Genomic DNA, 21,582 nt, shown 5'->3' on the forward strand with positions numbered 1-21,582 from the left:
ATCAGACACACCATGATCCAACCACAGACCACCACCAGGACGCTCACAGGGCGTCAGCAGACCAGCGCTCCCCGATTACCCGGTGAATGTTTACGCCCAGACGGTGGTTGCCGGGGTCCTGGAGGCGAAGGCCGAGCCGGTCTTTCATCCGGACTCCTACGGCTATCGTCCCGGGCGGTCGGCGATCGATGCTGTGGGTCGGTGCCGGGAGCGCTGCTGGAAAGCGGACTGGGTCATTGACTTGGACATCCGCGCGTTCTTCGACAGCGTTCCGTGGGACCTGGTCCTCAAGGCGGTCGCCGCCCACACTGATCCGTCCCAGTCCTGGGTGATCCTGTACGTGCGCCGCTGGCTGGCCGCACCGCTGCAACTGCCCGACGGGACACAGCGCGAGCGGGAGCGGGGGACGCCCCAGGGCTCCTCCGTCTCGCCGGTCCTCGCCAACCTCTTCCTCCACTACGCCTTCGATGCCTGGATGGCGCGGAACTTCCCCGCCATCGGGTTCGAACGGTACGTGGACGACGCGGTGGTCCACTGCGTCAGCGAACGCCAGGCACGCTTCGTGCTCGCGGCGATCGAGAAGCGGATGGCGGAGGTGGGGCTTGAACTGCACCCGGAGAAAACACGGATCGTCTACTGCCAGGATGCCAACCGGCGTGCCTCGTACGAGCACACCGAGTTCACCTTCCTGGGGTACACCTTCCGCACACGCTCCGCGGTGCGCAAGGACGGCCAGATGTTCAGGTCGTTCATCCCCGCCATCAGCGGGGAAGCCCTGCGCAGGATCAGTTTCGAGGTGCGGTCCTGGCGGCTGCACCACCGCACCAACCTGACCGAAGCGGACCTCGCACGGTTCATCAACCCGATCATTCGCGGGTGGATGGCGTACTACGGGGCCTTCTACCCGTCGGCCCTCCATCCCCTCCTGGAGCGCGTCAACGCCTACGTGATGCGGTGGATGCGCAAGAAGTTCAAACGGCTGCGGGGCAGGAAGAAAGCCCAGACCGCGTGGAACCAGGCCGTCGCACGACGACCCCGGTTCTTCGCCCACTGGGCCTGGACCACCCACGCCCCCCGCGTCTGGTGACCAGAACGACAAGAGCCGTATGACGAGAGATCGTCACGTACGGATCTGTGAGGGCCGAGGGGTGAGAATCCCCTCGGCTACTCGGCGATGCTGGACGCGGTGCGCTACCTCGTCGACAACGGCGTGAAGTGGACGGCTCTGCCGGTCGATGTCCCGTATTGGCGGGCGGTCTACGACTTCTTCCGCCGCTGGCGGTCCTACGACTACGTGCGTGAGCTGTACGAACGCCTGTGACGTTCGGCGAGAAAGAGCGCAGGCCGCAACGCCGAGCCCAGTGCGGGAATCATCGACAGTCAGTCGGTGGAGGCTTCCGAGACCGTCGGCGAGGACAGCCGCGGATACGACGGCGGCACGTCACGTGACGGGCGCAAGCGTCACATCCTGACCGACATGGAGGGCCTGCTCCTGGAGGTGACCGTGACCACGGCCGATGTGCACGACTCCAAGGCCGCCCCCGCACTGCTGGAGACGTTCATGGAGCAGTCGGGCCGGCTGCTGAAGCTGGTGTGGGTCGACAGTGACTACCAAGGTCCGGCGCCGACGAGGGCGTTCGCCCGTCACGGAGTCCGGGTCGAGGTCGTGCGCCGGTCCGACGGGCAACGCGGATTTGTCGTACTGGCCCGCAGGTGGGTCGTGGAGCGAACGCTGAGCTGGCTCTCCCGCTCACGCCGCCTCAACCGCGACCACGAACGCCGCCCCGATCACCACCAGCAGATCGTGTGGTGGGCAGCCACGATCAGGCTGTCCCGGCGCCTGGCCCAAGACGCTCCGCGTTGGCCGGAGAAGCGTCCCGGCCGACGGCCCCGGGCGCGGGTATGAACCGTCCGTCCTTCGCCCGCAGCAGCCAGCCCCGCTTCTCCAGCACGTAGGCACGGTGACGGATCTTCTCCACCTCGTTCTTGATCTCCGCTTCCCGGCCCACCATGCGCGTCAACTCCACCCCGCTCACCGGCCCCGAAGCGGCCGCCACCGCGGCGAACACCTCCCGATACAGGCCACTGAGCACCTCCTCACCCATGCCCGACCGCCACACCGGCGGCCGCTCGCCACGCACCGCGCCCAAGCCGCTCGATCCCCCAGCGGCAGCCGTCACACCACCAGAGGCACGGAAACCGGTGTATTCACCGCGCTTTCCTCGGCCAGCACCGACACGAGCTCCTCACGCCCCACCCGGGCCCGCTCGACTCGCTCCCGCGCGGCATCCACCTCCGCCTGAGTCTGCTCCAAGACCTCCGTCCAGGACTCCAGCTCCTGCCTCGCCCGCGCCTCACGCCGTTCCATCAACCCCAGCATCGACGGCATCACACCCTCCTCCATCAACGACAAGCCGTCCGCCGCCTGCCCCTACCCCTCCACGATCACGCCCCGCACACGAAGAAGCCCCTGCTCATCGAACAGGGACTCCCTTTGCCGCAACGCACTTGCCGACCGGGTCCCTGGTCACCTTCGGCCGCGTGTCCCCGGCGACGTCCTGGTTTACTTGGGCAGTATGAAGGAGCGCGCCAGGGTCGGCGCACATGTGGATCCGACGCTGGGGGACGGCTTGAGGTATGGCCGCAAGCTGGTTGAGAAGTGCGACATGGGGGAGAGCGCGTTGTGAGGCAGCCGGAATTGATGCCGCTCGTACCAACTGCATCGCTTCCTCAACCTGGCGTCATGGGTCGCGCTCTCGGAGGTCTGTTCTTCGTTGTCGCCCTGGTGATCTTCGGGTTCGGCCTCTACAACGCGGCCCACGCGGCTGGCATCGCCGGTACCCACGGCACTCTGGCGGTGGAGCGTTGTTGGGTCAAACAAGGCAGCCGCAGCTCCAGTGACACCACGGTGTGCGGAGGTACCTTCCGGTCCGACGACGGCAAGATCCTTGATGACGAGGCGAGCATCCGGGCGGAGGTGAAGCCGGGTAGCAAGGTTTCCGTTCAGCAGGCCGGCGACTGGTACGTGCAGGTCGGCTTCGGTGAGACGACCCGGTGGATCGCGATGTTCTTCCTCGGCTGGCTTGTGGTGGCGTTCGGTATGTCATTCGCTGCCACAGGTATGTTCCCCCGCAGCGGTATGCAGGTAGTCGTGATCACACGGGCGGTATCAGGAACCCAGGTAGGCATGGTGCGAAAGTGGCTCGTCCGCGTAGGCCTCGCCGGTTCTGGCGTCTGCCTCCTGCTGACGCTACTGGCCTGGCTACTGGCTGGCTGACAGCAACTACACCGCGGGATTGTCGTAGCTCTGCCCCGGCTCAGGGAAACTCTGCAGAGCGACGCTGATCCTGCCAACCACCAACCCGGAAGCGGCCGTTGCCGCATCCACAGCGTTCTGGGCAGCGCTGTAGACTTCAGTCGCGCGACCCCACGTCTTGATCATTTCGGCGATTTCCAGAGCGGCAGCCGCGTAGCCCATGACGGCGCCCACCCCCGTCTCGGCCAGCAGTGTACCCGCGCTGAGCTCGACCTCCGCGATAATTGCCTCATCCGCTAGCTGCTCAAGCAAGCCCTTAATGAGGTCAGCGGATCTTGACACGGCGAGGCCGACGTCGTTGTAGGCGCCTTGAAGCTCCTTCAAGTCCCCTTCCAAGGAGCCGATTTTTTTCGCCAATTCGTCAAAGTAGACATAGGCAGAATCTGCCGCGTTGCCGTTCCAAGTCGAATCCAGCGCCCTGTTGCCGGACTTCAGATTTGAGGCTACGTCCTGGGCGAACGATCCGGTGTTGGCCCACATCTCGCCACATTTGACGTACGACTCCCAGTCGCCCGTGAACCACGAGATGGCCTCTTCCAAAGGATTGATGCCGAAGACGAACTGAATTATCTCCAGCGCCCACTCGCTGGGACTAAGGAAATCGCTGACGGTGCTGACAGTGTCAGTGATAACTCCCTTGGAGAAATCATCTGGCTTGCTTGGGGCTTTGAGATTGCTGACGGGCTCGACAGCATCTGCGAAACTCATGCGAGTGAGGTCTCCAGGTGAGTTAGCGCTTGCTCGGTGGGTAAGTGGCATCCAGCTTGGATGCTTGGTCCTGGTCGGTTGACCGATAGTGGTCCGCGGACTTCGCCAGCTCCTTTGCGCTGGCCGCTAGGAGAGCGTGGAGTCGGGTGACCACATCTTTGACCCCGTCCATTGCTTGGGAATGCATGCCGGTCGCCCACAGAAACAGCCCCTGCCCGGTGAAGGCTCCCATGTCGCCGTACTTCTTGATGTACTCCTGCGCCTGATGCATGTCCTCAGCCGCACGCTCCACTTGACGGCTGTATCCATCAAGGTCCTCCGGCTTGACCTCGAACGTCATCCCTCACCCCGTCGTCGCACGCCTGCTCCACTTCCGTCGACTACCCTAGCGCCGTCGGGAAACCCTCGCGAGGAGCAGAGCGCATGGACAACCACGAAGTCGGGGACGAGGAATTCCTCGATATCGCCAAGGACCCTGCTCGGGCGCGGGCCTTGCGCAAGTCGCTGCAGAGGCTGGCCGACAGCAAAGACGAAACCTTGCGGGAGATGGCTCGCGAAGTCCTTGCCGGCCGGGTCGGGCTGCGCCAAGCGATGCGGACGGGAGCCTACCGGGAAGCACTGCAGGAGAGTGCCAAGATCGGGATGCGCGCGTACGAGCAGATGAGTGCTGAAGAGCGGAGCGCCGCAGAAGCCGAGGGCCTGCGGCAACTGGACGATTACGAGAGGGAGATCGACCGGGAGCGAGCTGAGCGGCAGGGGGGCGGGGGGAGGGGCAAGAGAGGCGGGTCAGCGCCGCACGAGGCCCGTGGCTGGCAACTGTAAGCAGGAGGCACCAGAGAACCGTGACCCCGTACGGTGAATCTGGGGCTTGCTCATCGAGGTCTGCTTGCTGTCGAGTGTCCGCAGCAGACTGTGCCGGCGGCGGCGGCCGGCGACGCCAGTTCCTGGTGATGTTCAACTGACCGCGCTGGGCGCGGTCATGTCGACGGTCGTCAACGGGTTCTCGGCGACGGACGGCTTTCCCCAGGGGGGCGGTGGCTACGACCACCGCGCGGTGCAGTGGACAAGGTGGTCCGAGCCATGGATTTCTTCGACAGGGCCGACGGGCTCGAGCGTTTCCTCACGCGGTGCGCCTACTTGAGCCTCGGGTCGGTTCCCGTCTGTTGGTGCGCCATGGTCTTCTTCGTCAAGGAAGAGGGCTGGCATTTCAGTTTTCTCGTCTGTGGCGTCCTCCCTCCGGTTGCCGCTTACCTCGGGGTTCGCGGCAGACGGGAGATCCGTGCGGGGATGTCGGCGGCGGCACTGGCGCTCGCCGGTATCGCTCTGCCGTTGATGTTCGCGCTGGCGTCCCTTGAAAGTGCGTAGAGGGGCCGGGTTGGCGTGCGGTGACAGTGCCGTGGTGGGCACGTCGGTCCCGGCGCGCCCCGTGTTCCCGAGGGTGCGCCGGGGTGTCCGTCACGTGAAGAACGCCACCAGGATGCTGACGGCGAAGCCGATCACACCCACGATGCCGAGTGCGTAGACGGTGCGGAGCAGGCCCTGGCTCGCTGCCTGCCCGGCGCGGTGGACGTCGGAGGGGCCGCCGAAGGCGAAGCCGGTGGCGGTGAAGAACAGGCCGAGGGCGAGGGGGATCAGGGCGCCGAACCCCCATGCGAAGCCGACGGCGATGGCATGGACCCAGCCGCGGTCCAGCTCGTAAGAGAAGTCGCCGGTCTTGCGGGCCTCGAGGACGTGGCCGCGCTGGTACAGGGCATCGCTCTTGAGGTCGGCGTTGAGGTCCTTGACGGTGCCGTCGTTGGCGATGAAGGTGCCGTAGCACCACCTGGTCCTGGTCCGGCTCCGTGAACTGCTCGATGTCTTCCGGTACTTGTAGTCGACGGTGCAGGTCTGGACGGTGAGCTTGCCCGGTGTGGACGTGGCGTAGGTGTACGGGCCTAGGTAGGCGCCGAGGGCCAGGAGGACCAGGCCTACGAGGATCAGGCCTGCGCCGATGAGGCGGCCGAGGCCCGTCCGCTCTCCGGGGGCGGCGGCGTTCGTCGCGGCGTTCCCGGGTACTTGTGCCATGGGGAGTGACTCCTCAGAATGCGGATTCGGGCATCACCAAACGAGTGAGCATACGAGCGCTGCCAGGATGCCCAGGGCGAAGATGCCGCCCAGGACAGGACCGGTGACGGCCGGGGCCGGCAGGCGCTGCCAGGAGGCCACGAAGCCTGGGCCGCGGCGGGCGCCGAAACCGGTGAGAAGGCAGTAGATGCCCCATGCCAGCAAGGAGAGGCAGATCGCGAGAACCGCGGCGTCGTTTCCGGGCGCCCGGTCCTGCGGCAGGGCGAAGGTGTCGTCCACCTGTACCACCGGGAATTTTGCACCGGTTTCGAAGCGCGATGAGGTAGTCACCGCCACGTCTTGGTAGGTGGCCTCCCCGTGTTGTGCGGTCCAGGTTCCGGTGCAGCTGAATTTGAGTTCGGTGGTACGCCGGTACGTGCTGTGATGGATCTGTTTGTGTGTTTCGCATGAAGAAACCGTGAGGGTTCCGTCGGTGCCCTCACCGGCGAGTTCGCTGCGCAGTTTCGGAATGGTCACCGCGGCGATGAACGCGGCCAGGAGAAGCAGCCCCACGCCGAGGAGTCTTCCCACCCACAGGCTCCCTGTGCTGCCGTAACGCGGTTGTGCTGTCACCACTGTCGGTCTTCCCCCTGAGTGACTTGACGATCTCTTGACTGACGGGCTGGCCGGGCCGTGCGAGAGGAGTCTAAGGTATCGGTCTGTCGTCCAATATGGCCTGCAACAAGGGCAGTTCGGGGGAGATCGATGGGGTACGACTCTTTTAACGTGGAGACGGCGGCACTCCGGACGCAGGGGCTGAACTTCGTCGACCTCGGGGGCGATTTTGCGAATGCCTCCAAGCGGCTTCAGGACACCCTCGAAGGGCTTGGAGAGCCATGGGAGGATGCGGATTTCGGGGAGCTTTTCGGCCAGGTCTACACGCCGGTTCGCGACGGAATCCTCACATCGATGGACAGCCTTGCGAAACGGCTTCAGCAGATCGGGCACAACCTCCAGGACATGGCGCGTAACTACGACGGCTCGGACGCATCGAACAGTGGCCTGCTGAACGGGATTTCCGGCCAACTCTGATCACATCACATACGGGGCTATTGGCATGTCGCTCACACTGCCCGACGAGCTTGTCTGGGTGCTCGACCTTCTCGGTTACAGCTGGCCCGACGCCGACGAAGAAGCACTGCACGAGGTCGCCGAGACCTGGCGGAGTTTCGGCACGGAACTCGAAGGGATCCAGTCACGGGGCGAAGGCTTCGCCCGCATCGTCGTATCCGGCAACGTCGGTGAGGCCGTCGACGGCTTCAGCAAGGCCTGGGGTGCCTACACCGGCGCGAACGGCGAGGACAGTTACCTCCCGGACGCGAAGACAGCGTGCGAAGTGATCGCCCTCGCCTTCGACGCGGCCGCGGTGGCGGTCCTCACGGCGAAGCTGTCCGTGATCGCGCAACTCATCGCCCTGGCGATGGAGATCATCGCGGCACAGGCATCGGCTCCCTTCACCTTCGGACTGTCCGAGGTCGGCGCGCTGGGCGCGACACAGGCCACGCGGGTGATCGTCCGGGAACTGCTGGACAAGCTCAAGAGGGAGGTCATGGAGGCGATCACCAAGGCCATGGAGCACGCCACCATGGACGCCCTCAAGAAGATCGCCAAGCAGCAGCTCGAGAAGATCACCAAGGAGAAGGTCAAGCAGTACGCCAAGGAGCAGATCAAGGAGCAGGCCAAGCAGTTCGTCCAGGAGCGGGTGGTCGACGCCGCCAAGGACAAGGCCAAAGAGGCCGCCATCAAAATGGCGCAGAACGTCGGCCAGCAGAGCATCGAGACTTACTTCGACGCACGCTCCGGCATCGACCTCTCAGAGACGGCAGACATCGCCAAAACCGCGGCCGGCGAGTACAAGGACGACCTCAAGAAGGAGGTCACCGGAGGCGAGGGATCGGCTTTCGCCGACTACACGGATCTGAACTCGCACAGGGACAAGGTCGTGGACACCGCGACGGACAAAGTCACCAGCGAGGTCGAGGAGCGCGTACAGCACGGTGTCGACGCGCTGTCCGGACACGATGCCCGTACGACGCCGGCATCCGATGGGGCCGAGGCCGCCACATCCGGGGAGGGCTTCGGCTCGTCGGGCACCCCGCATGCGTCCAACAGAACCGCGGCCACCGCCTCCGCGGCGCGCTCCGGCTCCTCGCACGCCGCGGGGAGCACGGACGAGTGGGCTCGGAGCGAGTTCGGATGACGCCGCCGCTGCTGCTGTGCGTCGCCTTCGCCGCCTTCACTTCCTTCTTCATTTTGACTTCCTTCGCCACCTTCACCTCCCTCACCTTCGTCGCCACCTTCACTGCCCTCACCGCCGACAGGAAGGATGTGCCGGCCTCATGACCGCGGACCGGGAGATCCAGGACGAGGAACTCATGGGGGTCGCCCAGGACCCCGAGCAGGCCCTGCGGCTGCACCGCTCCCTGCGCACCATCGCCGGCGCGACATCGCTCGGCCCGGGCATGCGCGACATGGCGCGTGCGGTGCTGAGCGGGCGTGTCGACGTCAGGGACGCCTTCCAGGACCCGCGCTACACCGAGGCCGTCTACCAGCGACTTCATGAGATCCGCCGGGCGGCCGACGACCAGACGTACGCGGAACGCCGGCAGTCCGAGGCCCAGTTCGCGGACTGGGACGCACGGCAGCAGGCGGAGCTGGACCGTGAACGTGCCGAGCGGGACGCGCCGGTGAGCGTCTCCGGCCGGGGAGGGTGGCCGGAGACCGAGCGCTGAGGCTTGGGGTCCTTTCCGAGTGGTGCGGACGTCCACGTGTGCCGACAGCACCGGGCGGTGCGCGCGAGTGCGTCAGGCGGGCAGGGCGGCGAGCCAGTCGGTCAGGAGCCGGTTGACCTCGGCGGGGCGTTCTTGCTGGATCCAGTGGCCGCAGCCGTCGAGGAGGTGGGAGGAGACCAGGCCCGGCAGCGTGACCGGGTACGCCTCGATCGCGTCGGCCAGCCAGGTCGTGGAGGCGTCCAGGGTGCCGCCGATGAACAGGGACGGCTGGGTGAGGGGAGCACCGTCGAAGGCGGCGAGGTCCTCCCAGTCGCGGTCCATGTTCCGGTAGCGGTTGAGCGCTCCGGTCACGCCGGTCCGCTCGAACTCCCCGGCGTAGACATCGAGGTCCCTCTCGCTGAGCCAGGCGGGCAGCCGGCCGATGGGGAACCGGTCACGCAGCGTCCCGGCTGCGCTGACGAAGTGCGGATCGGGAGCGCCGGGTGCGGGCATGGTGTCGGCGGAGAAGGCCGCGTAGAAGCCCGCGAGCCAGCCGCGTACATCGGGTTCGATCTCGGCCTCGGTGCGGCCCGGCTCCTGAAAGTACGAGACGTAGAACTCCTCATCCCCGCCGATCCGGGTGAAGACGTCGCTGGGGCGGGGCCCGCCGCGCGGGGCGTAGGGAACGCTGAGCAGGCCCACTGCGCGGAAGACCTCAGGCCTGAGCAGGGCGGAGTTCGCGGCGATGGTCGCGCCCCAGTCGTGGCCGATGACCACTGCCGATTCCTCGCCCAGGGCGTGCACCACCGAGACGTTGTCCTCCACCAGGTCGAGCATCCGGTACGCGTCTGTCGCGGCCGGCTTGGAGGAGCGGCCGTAGCCGCGGACGTCGAGGGCGACGGCGCGGTATCCCGCCGCCGCGAGTACCGGCAGCTGGTGGCGCCAGGAGTACCAGGATTCCGGGAAGCCGTGGACGAGCAGCACCAGCGGTCCGGTTCCCTGCTCCACGAGGTGAATCCGGCCTCCCGGCGCGGGGACCAGCCGGTGTGTGATCTCGGCGACGTGCTGCGACATGTGCCACTCCTTCGGGACTGTTGGTCTGCCGTGGGCCACGATGGCACTCTTCCGCCGGTCCGTCGGCCCAACGCCGATCATGCGGAGGCCCTGCCGCGGAGACGAGTTCGTTTGCCGATTCGGCAAGCCCGGCCCTCGGCGGTGGCGCCGACACGGTCAGCTGTCCATCCCGGAGTGCGGCCGGGGCGAACCCCGGGGCGGGCGGCCCACGGTTGTTCAGCGCGAGGATGCGCGCATACGCTCCTGGTGCCCCTTGCGATCCGGAACGCCCACGTAGCCGGTCTCACGCTCGGTCTCGCCGAGCCATAGCCGGGGGACCTGAACGAGCGGACACCGACGAAAAGTTGACCGCCGCAGGCCATCCCCTCGACGGCAGCCGGGCCGCCACCGGGTCAGGTCAGACGACGTAGCTGACCAGGAACGACACCCCGGCTCCGACGAGCCCCACACCCATCATCCCGATCACGATCGGGCGCGTCACTCCCCGCCCCGCCGCCTCCCACGCCGCGTCGTACGAGACGCGGCTCCGGCCGAACGGCGCGTAACCGGTGGCGAGGCAGAAGACGCCGAGGCCCGTGAGGACCCAGCCGCCGAAGAAGGCGCCGAAGAAGCGCCAGGCGCGGTCCATGCCGTCCTGGACGTAGTCCCCGTCGGCGGAGAAGTCCGTCGTGGGCGCGTCGGTCTGCTGCACCGACAGTTCGGTGCCCGGCGCGTACCGCTGCCTGACCTGCACCGCGGCCCCCGCGTCCTTGCTCTGGCCGTCGTCGGACACGAAGCTGCCCGCACAGCGGATGGGGCGTCGGTTCTTGCGGTGGCTGCGGGAGGCGTTGTTGGGGTAGCTCACCTCGCACTGCTTCACGGTCAGGGTGCCGTGCGTGCCCGCCCAACCCGCCAGGTACGCCCCCTCGTACGCGCCCCATCCGCTCAGGGCGAGGCCCGCGAGGAGGAAGACCAGACCGCCCGCGCGTCCGAGGCGGCCGAAGGCTCTGCCGACGAGACCGGTGGCGGAACGGTCGATTCCGTTGCCTTTCCCTTTGCCTGTGCCTTGTCCTGTGCCCTGCGTCTGAGCCATGACGATGAGGTCCATCTCCTCTTCGGCCGGTGGAGGGTCAGCATGGCAGCCGTACGTGACGGGAGATACTTCGGGTGTCCGAGAAACGAGGGCAGCGAGGAGACGCGACATGACCAGGCGACCCGACAACTCACCTACCCCGCAGGGCTCTTCGCAGGACCGCGGTGTGCTGGACGAGGCGCTCGAACCGGAGCAGATACGTTCTCTGAACTCGGCTCTGCGCTCACTGTCCGAGAACAGTGGCGTGAACAAGGACCTGCAGGACGCGGCGAAGAGAATGCTCTCCGGCCGGCTCGCCCTGCGCGACGCCCTGGACGATCCGGCGACGGCGCGCGCCCTGGGCGAGGGCATGGCCCCGCTGCGCGGCCAGTGGGAGTCGCTCTCCGAGGAGGAGCGCGAGCAGATCAGGCACGGGGAGGCGCTGACGAGCGGTGACCCCTCCTCGGGGCAGTCCGAGCCGAGGAAGGAGGAGGGGCAGTCCTCGCAGTCCGGGAAGAAGAGCCAAGGGCGGCACAGTGGCGGATTCTCGCTCTACTGAGAGCTGAGGACTGAGGACTGAGGGCCGGGGGTTGGGGGCTGGGGCTGAGGTGCGGGGATTCGGGGCTACGGGGCTGCCCGCCGCGGCCGCGCATCCAGCCCACCGGCGTTCATAACCCGCCCGGTTCGGCCCCGCCGTTCCGCTGCCCGCGCTGGGCCGCGTCAAGCCGGCCCGGCCCGGCCTCGGCCTCGCCTTGAGCCTGCAGGGCCGCGCGCGATACTGCTCCCTACTGCTCCCTACTGCTCCCTGCGGCGTTGTGGCTTCGCCGTGCTGAAGCTTGACTTGGGGCATGGACGCATCGCTGATCGGTCGTGAGTACGACCTGGCGCGGCTCGCCGACTTTCTGGCCGACGTACCCGGCGCGGGCGGCGCGTTGGTGGTGCTCGGGGACCCGGGAGTCGGCAAGACCGCACTGCTGACGCAGGTCGCCCAGGATGCGGAGGCTGCGGGGATGCGCGTGCTGCGCACGGCGGGGGTGCAGTACCGGGCCGAAGCCGGCTACGGCGCGCTGCGGCAGTTGCTGACGTCGACGCCACAGACCCGGGCCGATGCCGCGCAAACCCCAGGCCTTGCCGCCGCTCTCGGCCTCGCCTCCGGCATGGCACTCGCCTCCGATGCGGCAGCCGGCCCAGGCCTCGACGGCGGTTTCGGTCACGAGGCGGTCGCCGACACGGTGGTGTCCCTGCTCACGGACCCCCGCGGACGTCGAGCCACGCTCCTGGTCCTCGACGACGCGCAGTGGCTGGACCGGGCCAGCGCGGACGTCCTGGCCCAGGTCGCCCGGCGGCTCCTCGGCACGGGAACGGGCATGGTGGTCGCTTCCCGTGCCGGGGAGGAGAGCTTCTTCGACTACAGCGGGCTTCCGCTCCACGAGGTCGGTCCGCTCAGCGAAGCCGCGTCGGAGGCATTGCTCGTCTGCCGCTTCCCGGCGCTGGCGCCGCGGGTCCGGCACCGTCTGATGGCCGACGCCGAGGGCAATCCGCTGGCTTTGCTGGAACTTCCGACCACGCTCACCGGCCCTCAGCAGGCCGCGTCGCAGGCCATGCCGCGACGCCTGCCGTTGACCCAGCGCCTGCAAGCCGCCTTCGCCTCCCGGATCCGGCACCTCCCCGCGGCCACGCAGTACCTGCTGCTCATCGCGGCGTTGGAGGGCAGCGGCACCATGCAGGTCCTCCGCCGGGCCGCGGCGGGCAGGTGCGGCATGAAGCACTGGGCGCCGGCCGAGCGGGGCGGGCTCGTCCGCGTCGACGAGCTCACCGGCCGCCTGGAGTTCCGGCACTCGCTCATCCGCTCGGCGGTGGTGGAGCTGTCCACTGGCGAGCAGCGCCGCGGCGTGCACCACATGCTCGCGGAAGCGTGGGCCGGCGTGCCCGAACAGCGCGCGTGGCATCTCGCTCAGGCCGCCATCGGCCCTGACGAGCGGGTCGCCGCCCTTCTGGAGGAGGTCGCCGGCCTGAGCACCACACGCGGCGACGGGCCCAGCGCCGTGGCGGCGCTGGTGCGGGCCGCGGACCTCAGCCCGGAGGGGACGGCGCAGGCCCGGCGCCTGACGAAGGCCGCGTTCCTGGGGGCCACGCTCACCGGGAATCTGCGGGACGTGCCGCGGCTGCTCGACACCGCGCGTCAGGCCTTTCCCGACGCTGATTCGCTGCCCGCCGCCGTCGCCACCGCGGCCCACCTGCTGAACAGCTACGGCGACATCGACACCGCTCACCGCGTGCTCGGCGGCGCGATTGCCGCGCAGCGCAAGCCGTACGACCCTGCCGACGCCACGCTGCTGGAAGCGCTGTTCACGCTGCTGATGGTGTGCTTCTACGGCGGCCGGGCCGAGCTGTGGACCGTATTCGACAAAGCCCTGGCAGAGTTCACCGCCGCCCCGGAGATCCTGGAGGTGACCAGGGCCACCTTCGGCGACCCCGCCCGCGCCCGGCCCGCCGACCGGGCCCGGCTGGACGCGGCTGTCGACGCGGCACTCGGCACCGCTGACCCGCTGCGGGTCGTGCGGGTCGGCATCGCCGCCTCGTACCTGGACCGCCTCGGCCCTCTGGAGGAGCCGCTGTGGCGCATCGCCTACGGCGAACGCGCCGGAGACAACGTCTTCCCGGCCATCCAGGCCCTGGTCCTCCTCTGTCACCAGGCGTGGTTCGCGGGACGCTGGGACGAGCTGCGCACCGTTGCCCGCGATGCGCTGGACCTGTCCGAGGAGCACCACTACTCGCTGCGTACCTGGCCCGCGACGTACCTCCTGGCCAGCGTGATCGCCGTCGGCGGCGACTTCACGGCCGCACGGCGGCTCGCCGATCAGATGGAACAGTGGGCCGGATCGCGACGCGCGCACACCGTCCGCTTCTACGCCGCACATGTCCGCGCACTGGTCGCACTCGGCGAGGGGGACTTCGAGGCGGCGCACCGGCACCTGTCGACGATCGCACCGGCCGGCTCTCTGCCGCCCTTCGTCCGCAATGCGCTGTGGGTCCTTCTGGACATGGTGGAAGCGGCGGTGCGGTCCGGACGACGCGACGAGGCTCTGCGCCACATCGCGGCTGCCCGCGACGCCGGTCTGCCCGACGCCTCCCCGCGGCTGGAGTTCGTGTTGCTCGGCGCCGACGCCCTGGCGGCCGGAAGCGACGAAGAGACCGAACTGCGCTTCGGCACGGCCCTGTCGGTCGAGGGATCCGAACGCTGGCCTTTCGAACGCGCCCGCATCCACCTCTACTACGGCGAACGGCTGCGACGCGGCCGTGCCTCAGCCCAGGCGCGAGAGCACCTGCGGACCGCCGTGGAGATGTTCACCCGACTCGGCGCCGCGCCCTGGGCAGACCGAGCCGCGAAGGAACTGCGCGCCTGCGGCGGCCCGGTACGACGCCGGCCCATGAGATCCGACGCCACCGCGCTCACCCCTCAGCAGCGGGAGATCGCCGACCTGGCCGCGGCGGGACTGACCAACAAGCAGATAGGGGAGAGACTCTTCCTCTCTCCGCGGACCGTCTCCACGCACCTCTACCAGCTCTTCCCGAAGCTCGGCATCACCTCGCGCGCGGCGCTGCGCGACGCGCTGGAATCGCTCGACCGGCAGTGAGCCCGAGACCGCACGCTTCCGCGGGCGCGCGGTCTCGAGCAGAACCTCTGAGGTCGGCCACCAGCGCTTTTGCTGGTGGCGCAGGCAGGCGTCCTCGCTCGCGCCAGGCACTGACCCCTGGCGTACCGAGGGCCCCTGCCGTCAGAACAGCCCGTGCCACATCTGCTCGACGATCAGTGACCACCACGTGTCCGGGTTCCCCAGCGAGGAGGGATCGATGGCGGCGAGCTGCTCCTGCAGGGCCGCCACCGCCGCCCCCGCCGCGGCCGGGTCCAGGCCCTGCATCCGCTGCCGCGTGGTGGCGAGCAGCGCCAGGGAGCGAGCGAAGGCGGCGGCCGAGACGTTGATGTAGCGGGCGTCGGCGGTGACCGGGTCCACCGCCCACACCGCGCCGAGGCCGTCCGGTTGCGTCGTACCGGGCAGGCACTGCACCGCGACCACCGCGACCCCGTCGAACCCGATCCGCACCAGGTGGGCCAGGGAGTCGATCTTCTCCTCGCCGGCCTGGCTGCGGCGCTCGCGCAGGTTGGTGGCGACGTCGGTGAACAGGCCCCCGGCCGGAGGCGCGTCGGGCCGGTCGGCGGTGAAGAAGAGGGGGAGGTCGGCAGGCAGCCCTGCCCAGGTGAGCGTCGACTTGGTGGTCTCGGGCAGCGGGCTGTCGGCGACGTCGTCGGCGTCGTGGCGGCGTACGCCTTTCTGCCCGAAGACCTCCACGAGATGGCGGCCGAGGGCCACGTCACGCATCGGTTCCGCGAGCCTCACCTGCGTGGGGGCGGGGAGGCGGTGGGGGCGGGGCGGCGGCTGCTGGCCGGCCATCCGGTGCATGATCTCGACCTGCTCGACCAGGGCGGCGATGCCCTCGGCGCGGTCCTCGGGACGGGCGCCGTAGTTCTGCGCGTAGGAGAGTTCGGCAGTGCGGAACCGGCTGAGGAGTTCGGCGGTGTAGCCGCCGGGGAGCAGGCTGGGACGCAGATCGGTGTGGATCGCGAGGACACTGCTCTCCGGGACGTTCATGCGCCGCAGGTCGGCCCACGCCTGGTACTCCGCGGGAGGCAGGCCCGGACCCGAGGTGCGGAAGAGGGTGGTCTCCTCGCCGCCTGCCGGGTCGGTGTAGGTGAAGACGGCGGTGTTGCCGGGGCCGGTGACCGGACGGGCACCCCCTGCCGGGGCCCCGCCCTGCGTGCCGCCGCCCTGCTTCTGCTGGTACATCCGTACGACCTCCTCGACCGGTACCGACGGCCAGACCGTCAGCTCACCGGTACGGCGGTCCACGACCCCGGTCGCCGGGTCGTGCCCGGGGGCTCCGGGCGCGGCCCACACGACCCAGCCCAGGTCGAACTCCCGCATCCTGACCTCACGACGCGGCGCCGTCGAGCCTTCCGGGTTGAGCCAACGGTCGGCGATGGCGAGCGCCTGCTCCTGGCTGGTCACGGGGAGGCTCCTTCGAGGTCGGTCGAGGTGGAGGGGAGAGAAGAGGAGGGGCAGCAAGGGTCTGGGTGTGCCTACGAGGCTATCGCCGAGGCCGCCGGGCGGATGTGGAGGGCCTTCGCCCCGCGCTCGGTGGCGACGAGGAGGATGCCGTCAGGGGAGAGGTCGGCGGCGGTGAAGGGTGTGTCGGAGATCAGCGCGGTCACGACCTCCCCACTCGCCCGGTCCCAGACGCGCAGATAGTCGGCACCCCGGCTGAGCCCCAGCGGGGCGGCGGCCCGCTCGTCCTCGGACGGGCGCAGGAGCTGCGCGGGATCGACGTCGGCGAGGGGATGGGGATGGACGAGATCGTGAACGAGTACCGCGGAACGGCCCGTCGCCTCGTCCGCATTACGGGTCTCGCTGCTCTCGCCGCTCGTGTTCATCTCGACCTCACCCGTTCCTCCGATCGGACGCGCGCCAGGGGTGTCCGCGGGTACGACGACGACTGCGACAGACGTGGCCGGCCCTTCGGGGCGGGGGAGGCTGCCGACGGTCACGGCGCTCACGCCGGCGACGGGCAGACTCCACAGCGTCCGCCAGGGCAGTTTCAAGCCGAGCCGGTGGATGGCGTCGGCGTACTCGGGCAGGCCGTCCTCGACGAACGCGGTCTCCAGCAGGGCGGCGCGCAGCGCGGCGGGCACCTGGGTGCGGGTCAGCAGGGGAGCCGTGCGCAGGTACGTACGGGCCGGACCGCCGAGCGCCTCCACCGGTACCGCTTCGATGGCGGCACGCAGCGACACCGGGTCGGCGTGGACGAACAGCCCCGGATCCGTGAGGAGTTGGGGCAGCAGGCCGGCCTCGAGCGTGTGCCCCGCGATGTGGTCGCGCACATACGGGTCGGCCTTGCTCCAGTCCTGCTCGGGTACGGCCTCCAGCAGCGCCATCGCGATCCGCGACTGAGCGGCGCGGGCGTTCGGCAGGCCGGCGCGGATCTCGTCGCCGAGGGCCGGGTGCAGCAGCCGTAGCACCGTACGTCCGCCGCCCCGCTGCCCGTCGGGCTGTACGAGCTGCTCTTCCTGCTGCCGCTCGGGCTGTACGAAGGGCCCGGCGAGCAGCATCCCTTCCGCGATGGCCTGGCCCATGTCCTGTCCGGCGACCGCGCTCGCCAGCCGCGCCCACAGCTGGACGGGCAGGCCGTCGGCCTCGGCCAGGGCGAGCGGCGCCAGCATCAGCCGTAGCGTCCGGGGATCGGCGCCGAGCCGTCCGGCATGCAGATCGAGGGCCTCGCCGACCGACGTCGGCAACCAGCTCTCGTCGGCAGGATCGAAGCCCTCGGGCGCCATCAGCACGCCCTGAACGGCGAGTTGAACGACCAGCGGGCTGGTCCCCGCCCGGCGGCCGATGGTTGCGGCGAGGGCCAGGCGGGCGGTGGGATCGACCGTGAACGGCAGCTCGGGCGCGCCGAACTCCGGGCTCAGCGCCGCCTGAGCGTGCAGCACCAGGCCTTCCGGGTCGGCCCACTCCGGCTCGTCGAGATCGATGATCTGTACGGTGCCGGGCGCCAGACCCGCGGCCAGTTCGACGACCAGCGGACGCGGCACCTCGGCCAGGAGCCGTACGGTTCCGGTGGCGGCGAGGGGCGCGAGCACCTCCCGCACAAGCCGGGCCGGCTCGCCCGCGGCCCGTACCGGACCGGCCCGGTCGACATCCGGCACGACGACGGTCACCGGCTCGTCGAGTGCCGCCAACTCGGTGAACACGTCCTGCGTGCTCGTGGCGTCCAGCTCGTAGTGGTCGGCGAGAAGCCACAGCACCTGCGCGGCGGTCAGCCCGTCGGGGGCCGGTACCGCCGGCGGCGGCAGTTCCGGCGGCACCGTCGACGGATCCATCGCGTCCAACGGCAGTTGCTTGCGGAACTCCGGCTCGCACAGCATCAGGAACCCGGTGAGCAGCCGCGAACGCCCGCTGCCGGAACCGCCGGTGACCACGACCACGCGCGGCGCGCCGGGCACGGACCCGCGCCAGGCGGCGAGCGCGCGCAATGCGGCGGTCCGGCCGCCTATGTGGGGGTGCGGTGCGTAGTCCTCGGTCGCGCCGGTCATGGCTCCCCGTTCCCCGTCCTCCGCGTTCGCGGTCGCATGTGCGTACGACGTCGATCTCATGTCGATCCTAGGTGCCGATCGCAGGGGGGCCGGGGCCTGCCTGCGGCCTTGCACGGGTCCCACTTTTCGTACGACCCGCGATGCCGAGGAGTGCTTGTCGAGCACCCTGATCGCCAGTCGATGTGCGGGGCCGGGGCCGTCGTGCGCTATGCGTTCGGCCGCTGCGCCTGGCGCTGACGGCGGTACAGGGCGATGGCGGCCTCGGTCGGGTAGTTGGGTACGGTCACGGTCTCACCGGTGTCCTTGGCGACCACGATCTTGCTGCCACCCGGTGACGAGGGCTGCGGCCGGCCTTCGGCGTCGGTGGTGGGCGGGAAGGTCGCGTAGACCAGATAGCCGATGTCGAACTCGTGGACGTTCAGGGCAGCCGGGGTGCCGTCGGGCAGCTTCGGCTGGGCGTAGCGGCTGCGGACGATGGCCAGGGCTTCCTCGGGGGTGGTGGGGGGAGCCGGGTGGTCCGGGGTCATGGAGCCGATCTCCTTGTCGTGGTGGTCTTGTCGGGGGCGTGTGGCGGAGCGGGCGGCCGAGCTCTTCCTCCGCTGTTCGTCAGCGGCTTCGCGCACCCGGCTCACGCCTGTTCTTGGAGCAGGTGCCTGGGACGGTATCCCGATCCGGCGTCGGCCGGCATGCCGGCGCAGTGAGAGGACTGTGCCGACCGGCTCCCGGCCGCGGCCCGCGCCGGGACGCGGTGCTGAGCCGCTGGCACGAGCCCCGGTCGTGAATGAGCTCGTCTGCGGCCGCCATCATGATCGATACGACATCGGAAGTGGTGGCGTCGGTTCCCGAACCACGGGGGAGGGGTGTCAGCGGCGGGTGACGATGCCCGCATGAGTGAGGCACTGGACGACGTACTGGCCGACCCCGCCCGGTTGTTGAGCGCCGACCGCGCGGCGGTGCGCGACCGCATCGCCGCTGCGAAGGGCGCGGAGAGCGTGGGGCGTGAGGTCTTCCTACAAGCCGAAGCGATCTTCGGAGTCGCGGACGTGACGCCCGCCGAGTTCGCTTCCTGGCTGCACTTCGCGGCGAAGGCGACCGGTCACGAGGAGTACGCCGAGCGGATCGCGACGGTCGAGCCGGGGATGCCGTGGCGAACGGTGTGGGCCTGGTGGCGGCCGGCCAACTGGTTCATGGCCCACCCGAGCCTGAACGGCGACTATTACCAGGTCCACCGCCGCCTGTACGAGGGGCGCGAACTCATCGAGGTGGTCGACCAGCGCGGCCCGCTCCGGCTCGACGCGGAGACCGGCCGGAGGGTGAAGGTCCGGGACGACGCAGCGCTGACGGAAGCACCCCGCCCGCCGGAGGCGCTTGATGCGCCCGAGCTGCACAACTGGGAGCTGACCGCCCCGAAGAGCTGGGCAGGCGCCGTCGTGTTCGCCGTCGAGGGCGGCAGGACTCGCTACCTCGTCGAGGACGCGCACGGCATAGCGGTGCTCGAGTCGGACGCGGAGGTGCTGCGGGAGTGGCCGCGCGACGGAGGGATCGCGTCGACGTCGTCCGAAGAAGCGTCGCCCGGCCCCGAACCGACGCAGCGGCGGCCGACGGGCCCGCTCAGCGCGGCCCGGGTCGACGACGCCTTCGGCGAACGACACGTGGTGCGCATACTCGAGAGTGCCCTGCCCGAGGGGCTCGAACACCCGGCAACCAGACGACACTTGCGGGACATCGGCCTGCCCGCGTGGTGGGGGTGTCACGCGGCCGAGTACACGACCCATTCGGCCGACGCCATGCGTCCCCCGGCCGACGACGTCCTGCCCGAGGACGGCTTGCCCAGCGGCATGGCCGCCACGGACCTGATCGCCTTCGGCACATGTGAGTACGGCGACCTGTATCTGCACCGCCACGACGGGTCCGTGCACATCTGGAGCTGCCTGGAGGATCCGACGAACCGGACGCTGGTGCCGCTCGCACCGGACCTGGGTGCCTTCACTCGCATCCTTGAGGCCGTCTACCGCTACAGCAACGCCTGCTGGCACCCCTACCCGGTGGAGCAGGACCAGGAGGCAGTGGCGCGGGTGTTCGTGGACGAGGTGGACGGGCTGGCCCCGGGTCTGTTCGACCTGAAGACGCCGAGTGGCCAGGTGTGGAGCTGGTTCTACGCAGGCATCACCGAACTGGGCGTGGACGGCTTCTAGCGCCGCATCAGGCAACGCCAGTCCTGCCGACGACCTGGCGTAGACGCTTCCGGGGCGGTGCGGAACTCTGCGTCGCGCAGCTCCGGGATGCCGAGCTCCAGCCAGGGCTGCATCAACTCCACGTCTTTTCCGCGAGGCCAGAGTGGTTCCGACTGTCCTGGTTCCGGAACGCCGTTGCTCCAGGGTCCTAGCAAAGGTCCGGGCCACAGGTGTCATCTCGAGCTGAAGACCCGGGGTTCAGGTCAAATCGGCAGAGCCCCCTTGAAGTGCGAGTTTGGGGCTTCAGGTCGTGTGGTAGCCAACCAACCGTGCCCATGCGTCGCCGACTTGGGCATCGGGCCAGGTCTGATCGACAGAGCGTCCGCGACGACATCCGCGTCGGTGACCCCCTCGGCGTATTTCTCGACGAAGTAGGGGTCGATGAAGGGGTCGTCTTCGCCGTCCATGTACTCGATTTCAAAGGGAAGCGGGTCTCCCACCCACTCAGGCTCTCCGTAGGTGCTGTGACCGCGTACTACGTCACCATCCCGGGCGATCCACCAGAAGTTGGCATTGTGGTATGTGTCGATGCTATAGAAATGGGCCTCGCCGCACTGCTCGCTGGCCTTTTCGGCGAGATCGGCGCCACCGAGTTCATCCAGGTACGAGTTGCCGAACAGGAGGCGCCAACCGTTGAACTCGGGAGTGATGAAGACGCGGTAGGCCGTCACTCGTAGGCCTTCCGAGGTCTCGATTTCCATGGAATCCGTGGCGACGGTGGCTGCGGCAACACCCATGACGGAAGTGACTGTCCTGAGGTCATGCAGCCCGAGTGCCGATACCGCAGCGTCGAGTCGAGCTGCTGGGAGTGCCATCCAGCGTGTCTCGATCGGGAGGGACACAGGACGCTCGTCCAGCAGCTTGATTTTCACCAGGCGTTGGATGGCTCGGCGGTCCGCTGTATCGAGGAGTGCTTCGCCACCCATGTCGGCTAGGGCTTGAAGTGCCGGCCTTCGCAAGGAGCCGGGCCCCCAGCGGCGGATCTCCTGAAGACGGGGAAGCGCCGACTCCCCTGTCCGTCGGAAGAAGGACTTGGTACGCACAGTGCCTTCGGGCGACTGCCCCTTGCGCAGGAACGGCAACAGATGATCCACCGCGCTGGCGCCGAAGGCGACCAGGGCGTCCTCCGCGGCCTTCCTCGTCTCTCGGTGCGGGGAGGTCAGGTCTTGAACGAGGGCATCGATGGGTTTTGGCATGGGGAGAATCCTAGTTGAGAGGCCGAGGGATAGCGGACG

Annotated in this window: 23 protein-coding genes and 1 pseudogene; 13 read left to right on the forward strand and 11 right to left on the reverse strand. The window is 68.8% G+C overall.

Going from position 1 to position 21,582, the window contains the following annotated elements:
* The first annotated feature begins 103 nt into the window (after positions 1–103).
* The 3 genes and pseudogenes from ACWD5Q_RS29160 to ACWD5Q_RS29170 all read left to right on the forward strand — a co-directional run.
* Positions 104–1,087 (forward strand): reverse transcriptase domain-containing protein, encoded by a 984-nt coding sequence (locus tag ACWD5Q_RS29160; RefSeq protein WP_451430049.1) that lies wholly within the window; start codon positions 104–106, stop codon positions 1,085–1,087.
* 87 nt (positions 1,088–1,174) lie between these two features.
* A complete protein-coding gene (locus tag ACWD5Q_RS29165; protein WP_451430050.1) occupies positions 1,175–1,321 on the forward strand; it encodes a transposase in 147 nt (48 codons plus the stop codon).
* 45 nt (positions 1,322–1,366) lie between these two features.
* Positions 1,367–1,906 (forward strand): annotated as a pseudogene (locus ACWD5Q_RS29170) (transposase); the annotation flags it as partial.
* Between the two features lie 270 nt (positions 1,907–2,176).
* On the opposite strand, the gene ACWD5Q_RS29175 reads toward ACWD5Q_RS29170, so the two are convergent.
* Entirely contained in the window at positions 2,177–2,389 is a 213-nt protein-coding gene (locus tag ACWD5Q_RS29175) for a hypothetical protein (RefSeq protein ID WP_451430051.1), read from the reverse strand.
* A 354-nt stretch (positions 2,390–2,743) separates the two neighbouring features.
* Here ACWD5Q_RS29175 and ACWD5Q_RS29180 point away from each other — a divergent pair, with 354 nt between their 5' ends.
* Positions 2,744–3,277: a hypothetical protein gene (locus tag ACWD5Q_RS29180; RefSeq protein WP_451430052.1), complete on the forward strand. Its 534-nt coding sequence runs from the start codon at positions 2,744–2,746 to the stop codon at positions 3,275–3,277.
* A gap of 6 nt (positions 3,278–3,283) precedes the next feature.
* Here ACWD5Q_RS29180 and ACWD5Q_RS29185 read toward each other — a convergent pair whose 3' ends face one another.
* Positions 3,284–4,024 carry a hypothetical protein gene (locus ACWD5Q_RS29185; protein WP_451430053.1) on the reverse strand — a complete coding sequence of 247 codons (741 nt, stop codon included), beginning with the start codon at positions 4,022–4,024 and terminating at the stop codon, positions 3,284–3,286.
* A 22-nt stretch (positions 4,025–4,046) separates the two neighbouring features.
* Positions 4,047–4,364: a WXG100 family type VII secretion target gene (locus tag ACWD5Q_RS29190; RefSeq protein ID WP_451430054.1), complete on the reverse strand. Its 318-nt coding sequence runs from the start codon at positions 4,362–4,364 to the stop codon at positions 4,047–4,049.
* An 83-nt stretch (positions 4,365–4,447) separates the two neighbouring features.
* On the opposite strand from ACWD5Q_RS29190, the gene ACWD5Q_RS29195 reads away from it, so the two are divergent.
* Complete coding sequence (locus ACWD5Q_RS29195; protein WP_451430055.1) at positions 4,448–4,846, forward strand: hypothetical protein; 399 nt, start codon at positions 4,448–4,450, stop codon at positions 4,844–4,846.
* Between the two features lie 258 nt (positions 4,847–5,104).
* Positions 5,105–5,389, forward strand: coding sequence for a hypothetical protein (locus ACWD5Q_RS29200; protein WP_451430056.1), 285 nt, complete (start codon positions 5,105–5,107; stop codon positions 5,387–5,389).
* 90 nt (positions 5,390–5,479) lie between these two features.
* Here ACWD5Q_RS29200 and ACWD5Q_RS29205 read toward each other — a convergent pair whose 3' ends face one another.
* Entirely contained in the window at positions 5,480–6,088 is a 609-nt protein-coding gene (locus ACWD5Q_RS29205; RefSeq protein WP_451430057.1) for a hypothetical protein, read from the reverse strand.
* 33 nt (positions 6,089–6,121) lie between these two features.
* On the reverse strand, positions 6,122–6,640 hold the full coding sequence (locus tag ACWD5Q_RS29210; RefSeq protein WP_451430058.1) for a hypothetical protein: 519 nt from the start codon (positions 6,638–6,640) through the stop codon (positions 6,122–6,124).
* Positions 6,641–6,853: 213 nt separating this feature from the next.
* On the opposite strand from ACWD5Q_RS29210, the gene ACWD5Q_RS29215 reads away from it, so the two are divergent.
* The 4 genes from ACWD5Q_RS29215 to ACWD5Q_RS29230 are packed head-to-tail and all read left to right on the forward strand — an operon-like array spanning position 6,854 to position 8,859.
* Complete coding sequence (locus tag ACWD5Q_RS29215) at positions 6,854–7,159, forward strand: WXG100 family type VII secretion target (RefSeq protein WP_451430059.1); 306 nt, start codon at positions 6,854–6,856, stop codon at positions 7,157–7,159.
* 25 nt (positions 7,160–7,184) lie between these two features.
* Entirely contained in the window at positions 7,185–8,327 is a 1,143-nt protein-coding gene (locus ACWD5Q_RS29220; RefSeq protein ID WP_451430060.1) for a WXG100-like domain-containing protein, read from the forward strand.
* Entirely contained in the window at positions 8,324–8,470 is a 147-nt protein-coding gene (locus ACWD5Q_RS29225) for a hypothetical protein (protein ID WP_451430061.1), read from the forward strand. Before ACWD5Q_RS29220 ends, ACWD5Q_RS29225 begins: the two co-directional genes overlap by 4 nt.
* Entirely contained in the window at positions 8,467–8,859 is a 393-nt protein-coding gene (locus ACWD5Q_RS29230; RefSeq protein WP_451430062.1) for a hypothetical protein, read from the forward strand. The genes ACWD5Q_RS29225 and ACWD5Q_RS29230 overlap by 4 nt, the downstream gene beginning before the upstream one ends.
* A gap of 72 nt (positions 8,860–8,931) precedes the next feature.
* Here the strand turns inward: ACWD5Q_RS29230 and ACWD5Q_RS29235 are convergent, their stop codons facing one another.
* Positions 8,932–9,912, reverse strand: a complete 981-nt coding sequence (locus tag ACWD5Q_RS29235) for an alpha/beta fold hydrolase (protein ID WP_451430063.1) — start codon at positions 9,910–9,912, stop codon at positions 8,932–8,934.
* Positions 9,913–10,309: 397 nt separating this feature from the next.
* A complete protein-coding gene (locus tag ACWD5Q_RS29240; protein WP_451430064.1) occupies positions 10,310–10,984 on the reverse strand; it encodes a hypothetical protein in 675 nt (224 codons plus the stop codon).
* 109 nt (positions 10,985–11,093) lie between these two features.
* On the opposite strand from ACWD5Q_RS29240, the gene ACWD5Q_RS29245 reads away from it, so the two are divergent.
* Complete coding sequence (locus ACWD5Q_RS29245; RefSeq protein WP_451430065.1) at positions 11,094–11,522, forward strand: hypothetical protein; 429 nt, start codon at positions 11,094–11,096, stop codon at positions 11,520–11,522.
* A gap of 289 nt (positions 11,523–11,811) precedes the next feature.
* Positions 11,812–14,601 carry an ATP-binding protein gene (locus tag ACWD5Q_RS29250; protein ID WP_451430066.1) on the forward strand — a complete coding sequence of 930 codons (2,790 nt, stop codon included), beginning with the start codon at positions 11,812–11,814 and terminating at the stop codon, positions 14,599–14,601.
* Between the two features lie 141 nt (positions 14,602–14,742).
* Here the strand turns inward: ACWD5Q_RS29250 and ACWD5Q_RS29255 are convergent, their stop codons facing one another.
* The 3 genes from ACWD5Q_RS29255 to ACWD5Q_RS29265 form a co-directional block, all read right to left on the reverse strand.
* Complete coding sequence (locus ACWD5Q_RS29255; protein WP_451430067.1) at positions 14,743–16,032, reverse strand: SUKH-4 family immunity protein; 1,290 nt, start codon at positions 16,030–16,032, stop codon at positions 14,743–14,745.
* Between the two features lie 71 nt (positions 16,033–16,103).
* Entirely contained in the window at positions 16,104–18,173 is a 2,070-nt protein-coding gene (locus ACWD5Q_RS29260) for an ATP-binding protein (RefSeq protein ID WP_451430068.1), read from the reverse strand.
* Positions 18,174–18,319: 146 nt separating this feature from the next.
* Entirely contained in the window at positions 18,320–18,640 is a 321-nt protein-coding gene (locus tag ACWD5Q_RS29265; RefSeq protein WP_451430069.1) for a hypothetical protein, read from the reverse strand.
* Positions 18,641–19,000: 360 nt separating this feature from the next.
* On the opposite strand from ACWD5Q_RS29265, the gene ACWD5Q_RS29270 reads away from it, so the two are divergent.
* Entirely contained in the window at positions 19,001–20,308 is a 1,308-nt protein-coding gene (locus ACWD5Q_RS29270; protein ID WP_451430070.1) for an SUKH-4 family immunity protein, read from the forward strand.
* 242 nt (positions 20,309–20,550) lie between these two features.
* On the opposite strand, the gene ACWD5Q_RS29275 is transcribed toward ACWD5Q_RS29270, so the two are convergent.
* A complete protein-coding gene (locus ACWD5Q_RS29275; protein WP_451430071.1) occupies positions 20,551–21,543 on the reverse strand; it encodes a hypothetical protein in 993 nt (330 codons plus the stop codon).
* Between the last annotated feature and the right edge of the window lie 39 nt (positions 21,544–21,582).

This window comes from Streptomyces sp. NPDC002513, assembly GCF_053595355.1.

Bases quoted from the DNA above. Each gene is read 5' to 3' on its own strand.
- ACWD5Q_RS29175 (WP_451430051.1), bottom strand. From the start codon at position 2,389: ATGCCGTCGATGCTGGGGTTGATGGAACGGCGTGAGGCGCGGGCGAGG.
- ACWD5Q_RS29225 (WP_451430061.1), top strand. From the start codon at position 8,324: ATGACGCCGCCGCTGCTGCTGTGCGTCGCCTTCGCCGCCTTCACTTCC.
- ACWD5Q_RS29265 (WP_451430069.1), bottom strand. From the start codon at position 18,640: ATGACCCCGGACCACCCGGCTCCCCCCACCACCCCCGAGGAAGCCCTG.
- ACWD5Q_RS29245 (WP_451430065.1), top strand. From the start codon at position 11,094: ATGACCAGGCGACCCGACAACTCACCTACCCCGCAGGGCTCTTCGCAG.
- ACWD5Q_RS29200 (WP_451430056.1), top strand. From the start codon at position 5,105: ATGGATTTCTTCGACAGGGCCGACGGGCTCGAGCGTTTCCTCACGCGG.
- ACWD5Q_RS29275 (WP_451430071.1), bottom strand. From the start codon at position 21,543: ATGCCAAAACCCATCGATGCCCTCGTTCAAGACCTGACCTCCCCGCAC.
- ACWD5Q_RS29250 (WP_451430066.1), top strand. From the start codon at position 11,812: ATGGACGCATCGCTGATCGGTCGTGAGTACGACCTGGCGCGGCTCGCC.
- ACWD5Q_RS29260 (WP_451430068.1), bottom strand. From the start codon at position 18,173: ATGAGATCGACGTCGTACGCACATGCGACCGCGAACGCGGAGGACGGG.
- ACWD5Q_RS29235 (WP_451430063.1), bottom strand. From the start codon at position 9,912: ATGTCGCAGCACGTCGCCGAGATCACACACCGGCTGGTCCCCGCGCCG.
- ACWD5Q_RS29230 (WP_451430062.1), top strand. From the start codon at position 8,467: ATGACCGCGGACCGGGAGATCCAGGACGAGGAACTCATGGGGGTCGCC.
- ACWD5Q_RS29270 (WP_451430070.1), top strand. From the start codon at position 19,001: ATGAGTGAGGCACTGGACGACGTACTGGCCGACCCCGCCCGGTTGTTG.
- ACWD5Q_RS29195 (WP_451430055.1), top strand. From the start codon at position 4,448: ATGGACAACCACGAAGTCGGGGACGAGGAATTCCTCGATATCGCCAAG.
- ACWD5Q_RS29185 (WP_451430053.1), bottom strand. From the start codon at position 4,024: ATGAGTTTCGCAGATGCTGTCGAGCCCGTCAGCAATCTCAAAGCCCCA.
- ACWD5Q_RS29240 (WP_451430064.1), bottom strand. From the start codon at position 10,984: ATGGCTCAGACGCAGGGCACAGGACAAGGCACAGGCAAAGGGAAAGGC.
- ACWD5Q_RS29190 (WP_451430054.1), bottom strand. From the start codon at position 4,364: ATGACGTTCGAGGTCAAGCCGGAGGACCTTGATGGATACAGCCGTCAA.
- ACWD5Q_RS29180 (WP_451430052.1), top strand. From the start codon at position 2,744: ATGGGTCGCGCTCTCGGAGGTCTGTTCTTCGTTGTCGCCCTGGTGATC.
- ACWD5Q_RS29220 (WP_451430060.1), top strand. From the start codon at position 7,185: ATGTCGCTCACACTGCCCGACGAGCTTGTCTGGGTGCTCGACCTTCTC.
- ACWD5Q_RS29165 (WP_451430050.1), top strand. From the start codon at position 1,175: ATGCTGGACGCGGTGCGCTACCTCGTCGACAACGGCGTGAAGTGGACG.
- ACWD5Q_RS29205 (WP_451430057.1), bottom strand. From the start codon at position 6,088: ATGGCACAAGTACCCGGGAACGCCGCGACGAACGCCGCCGCCCCCGGA.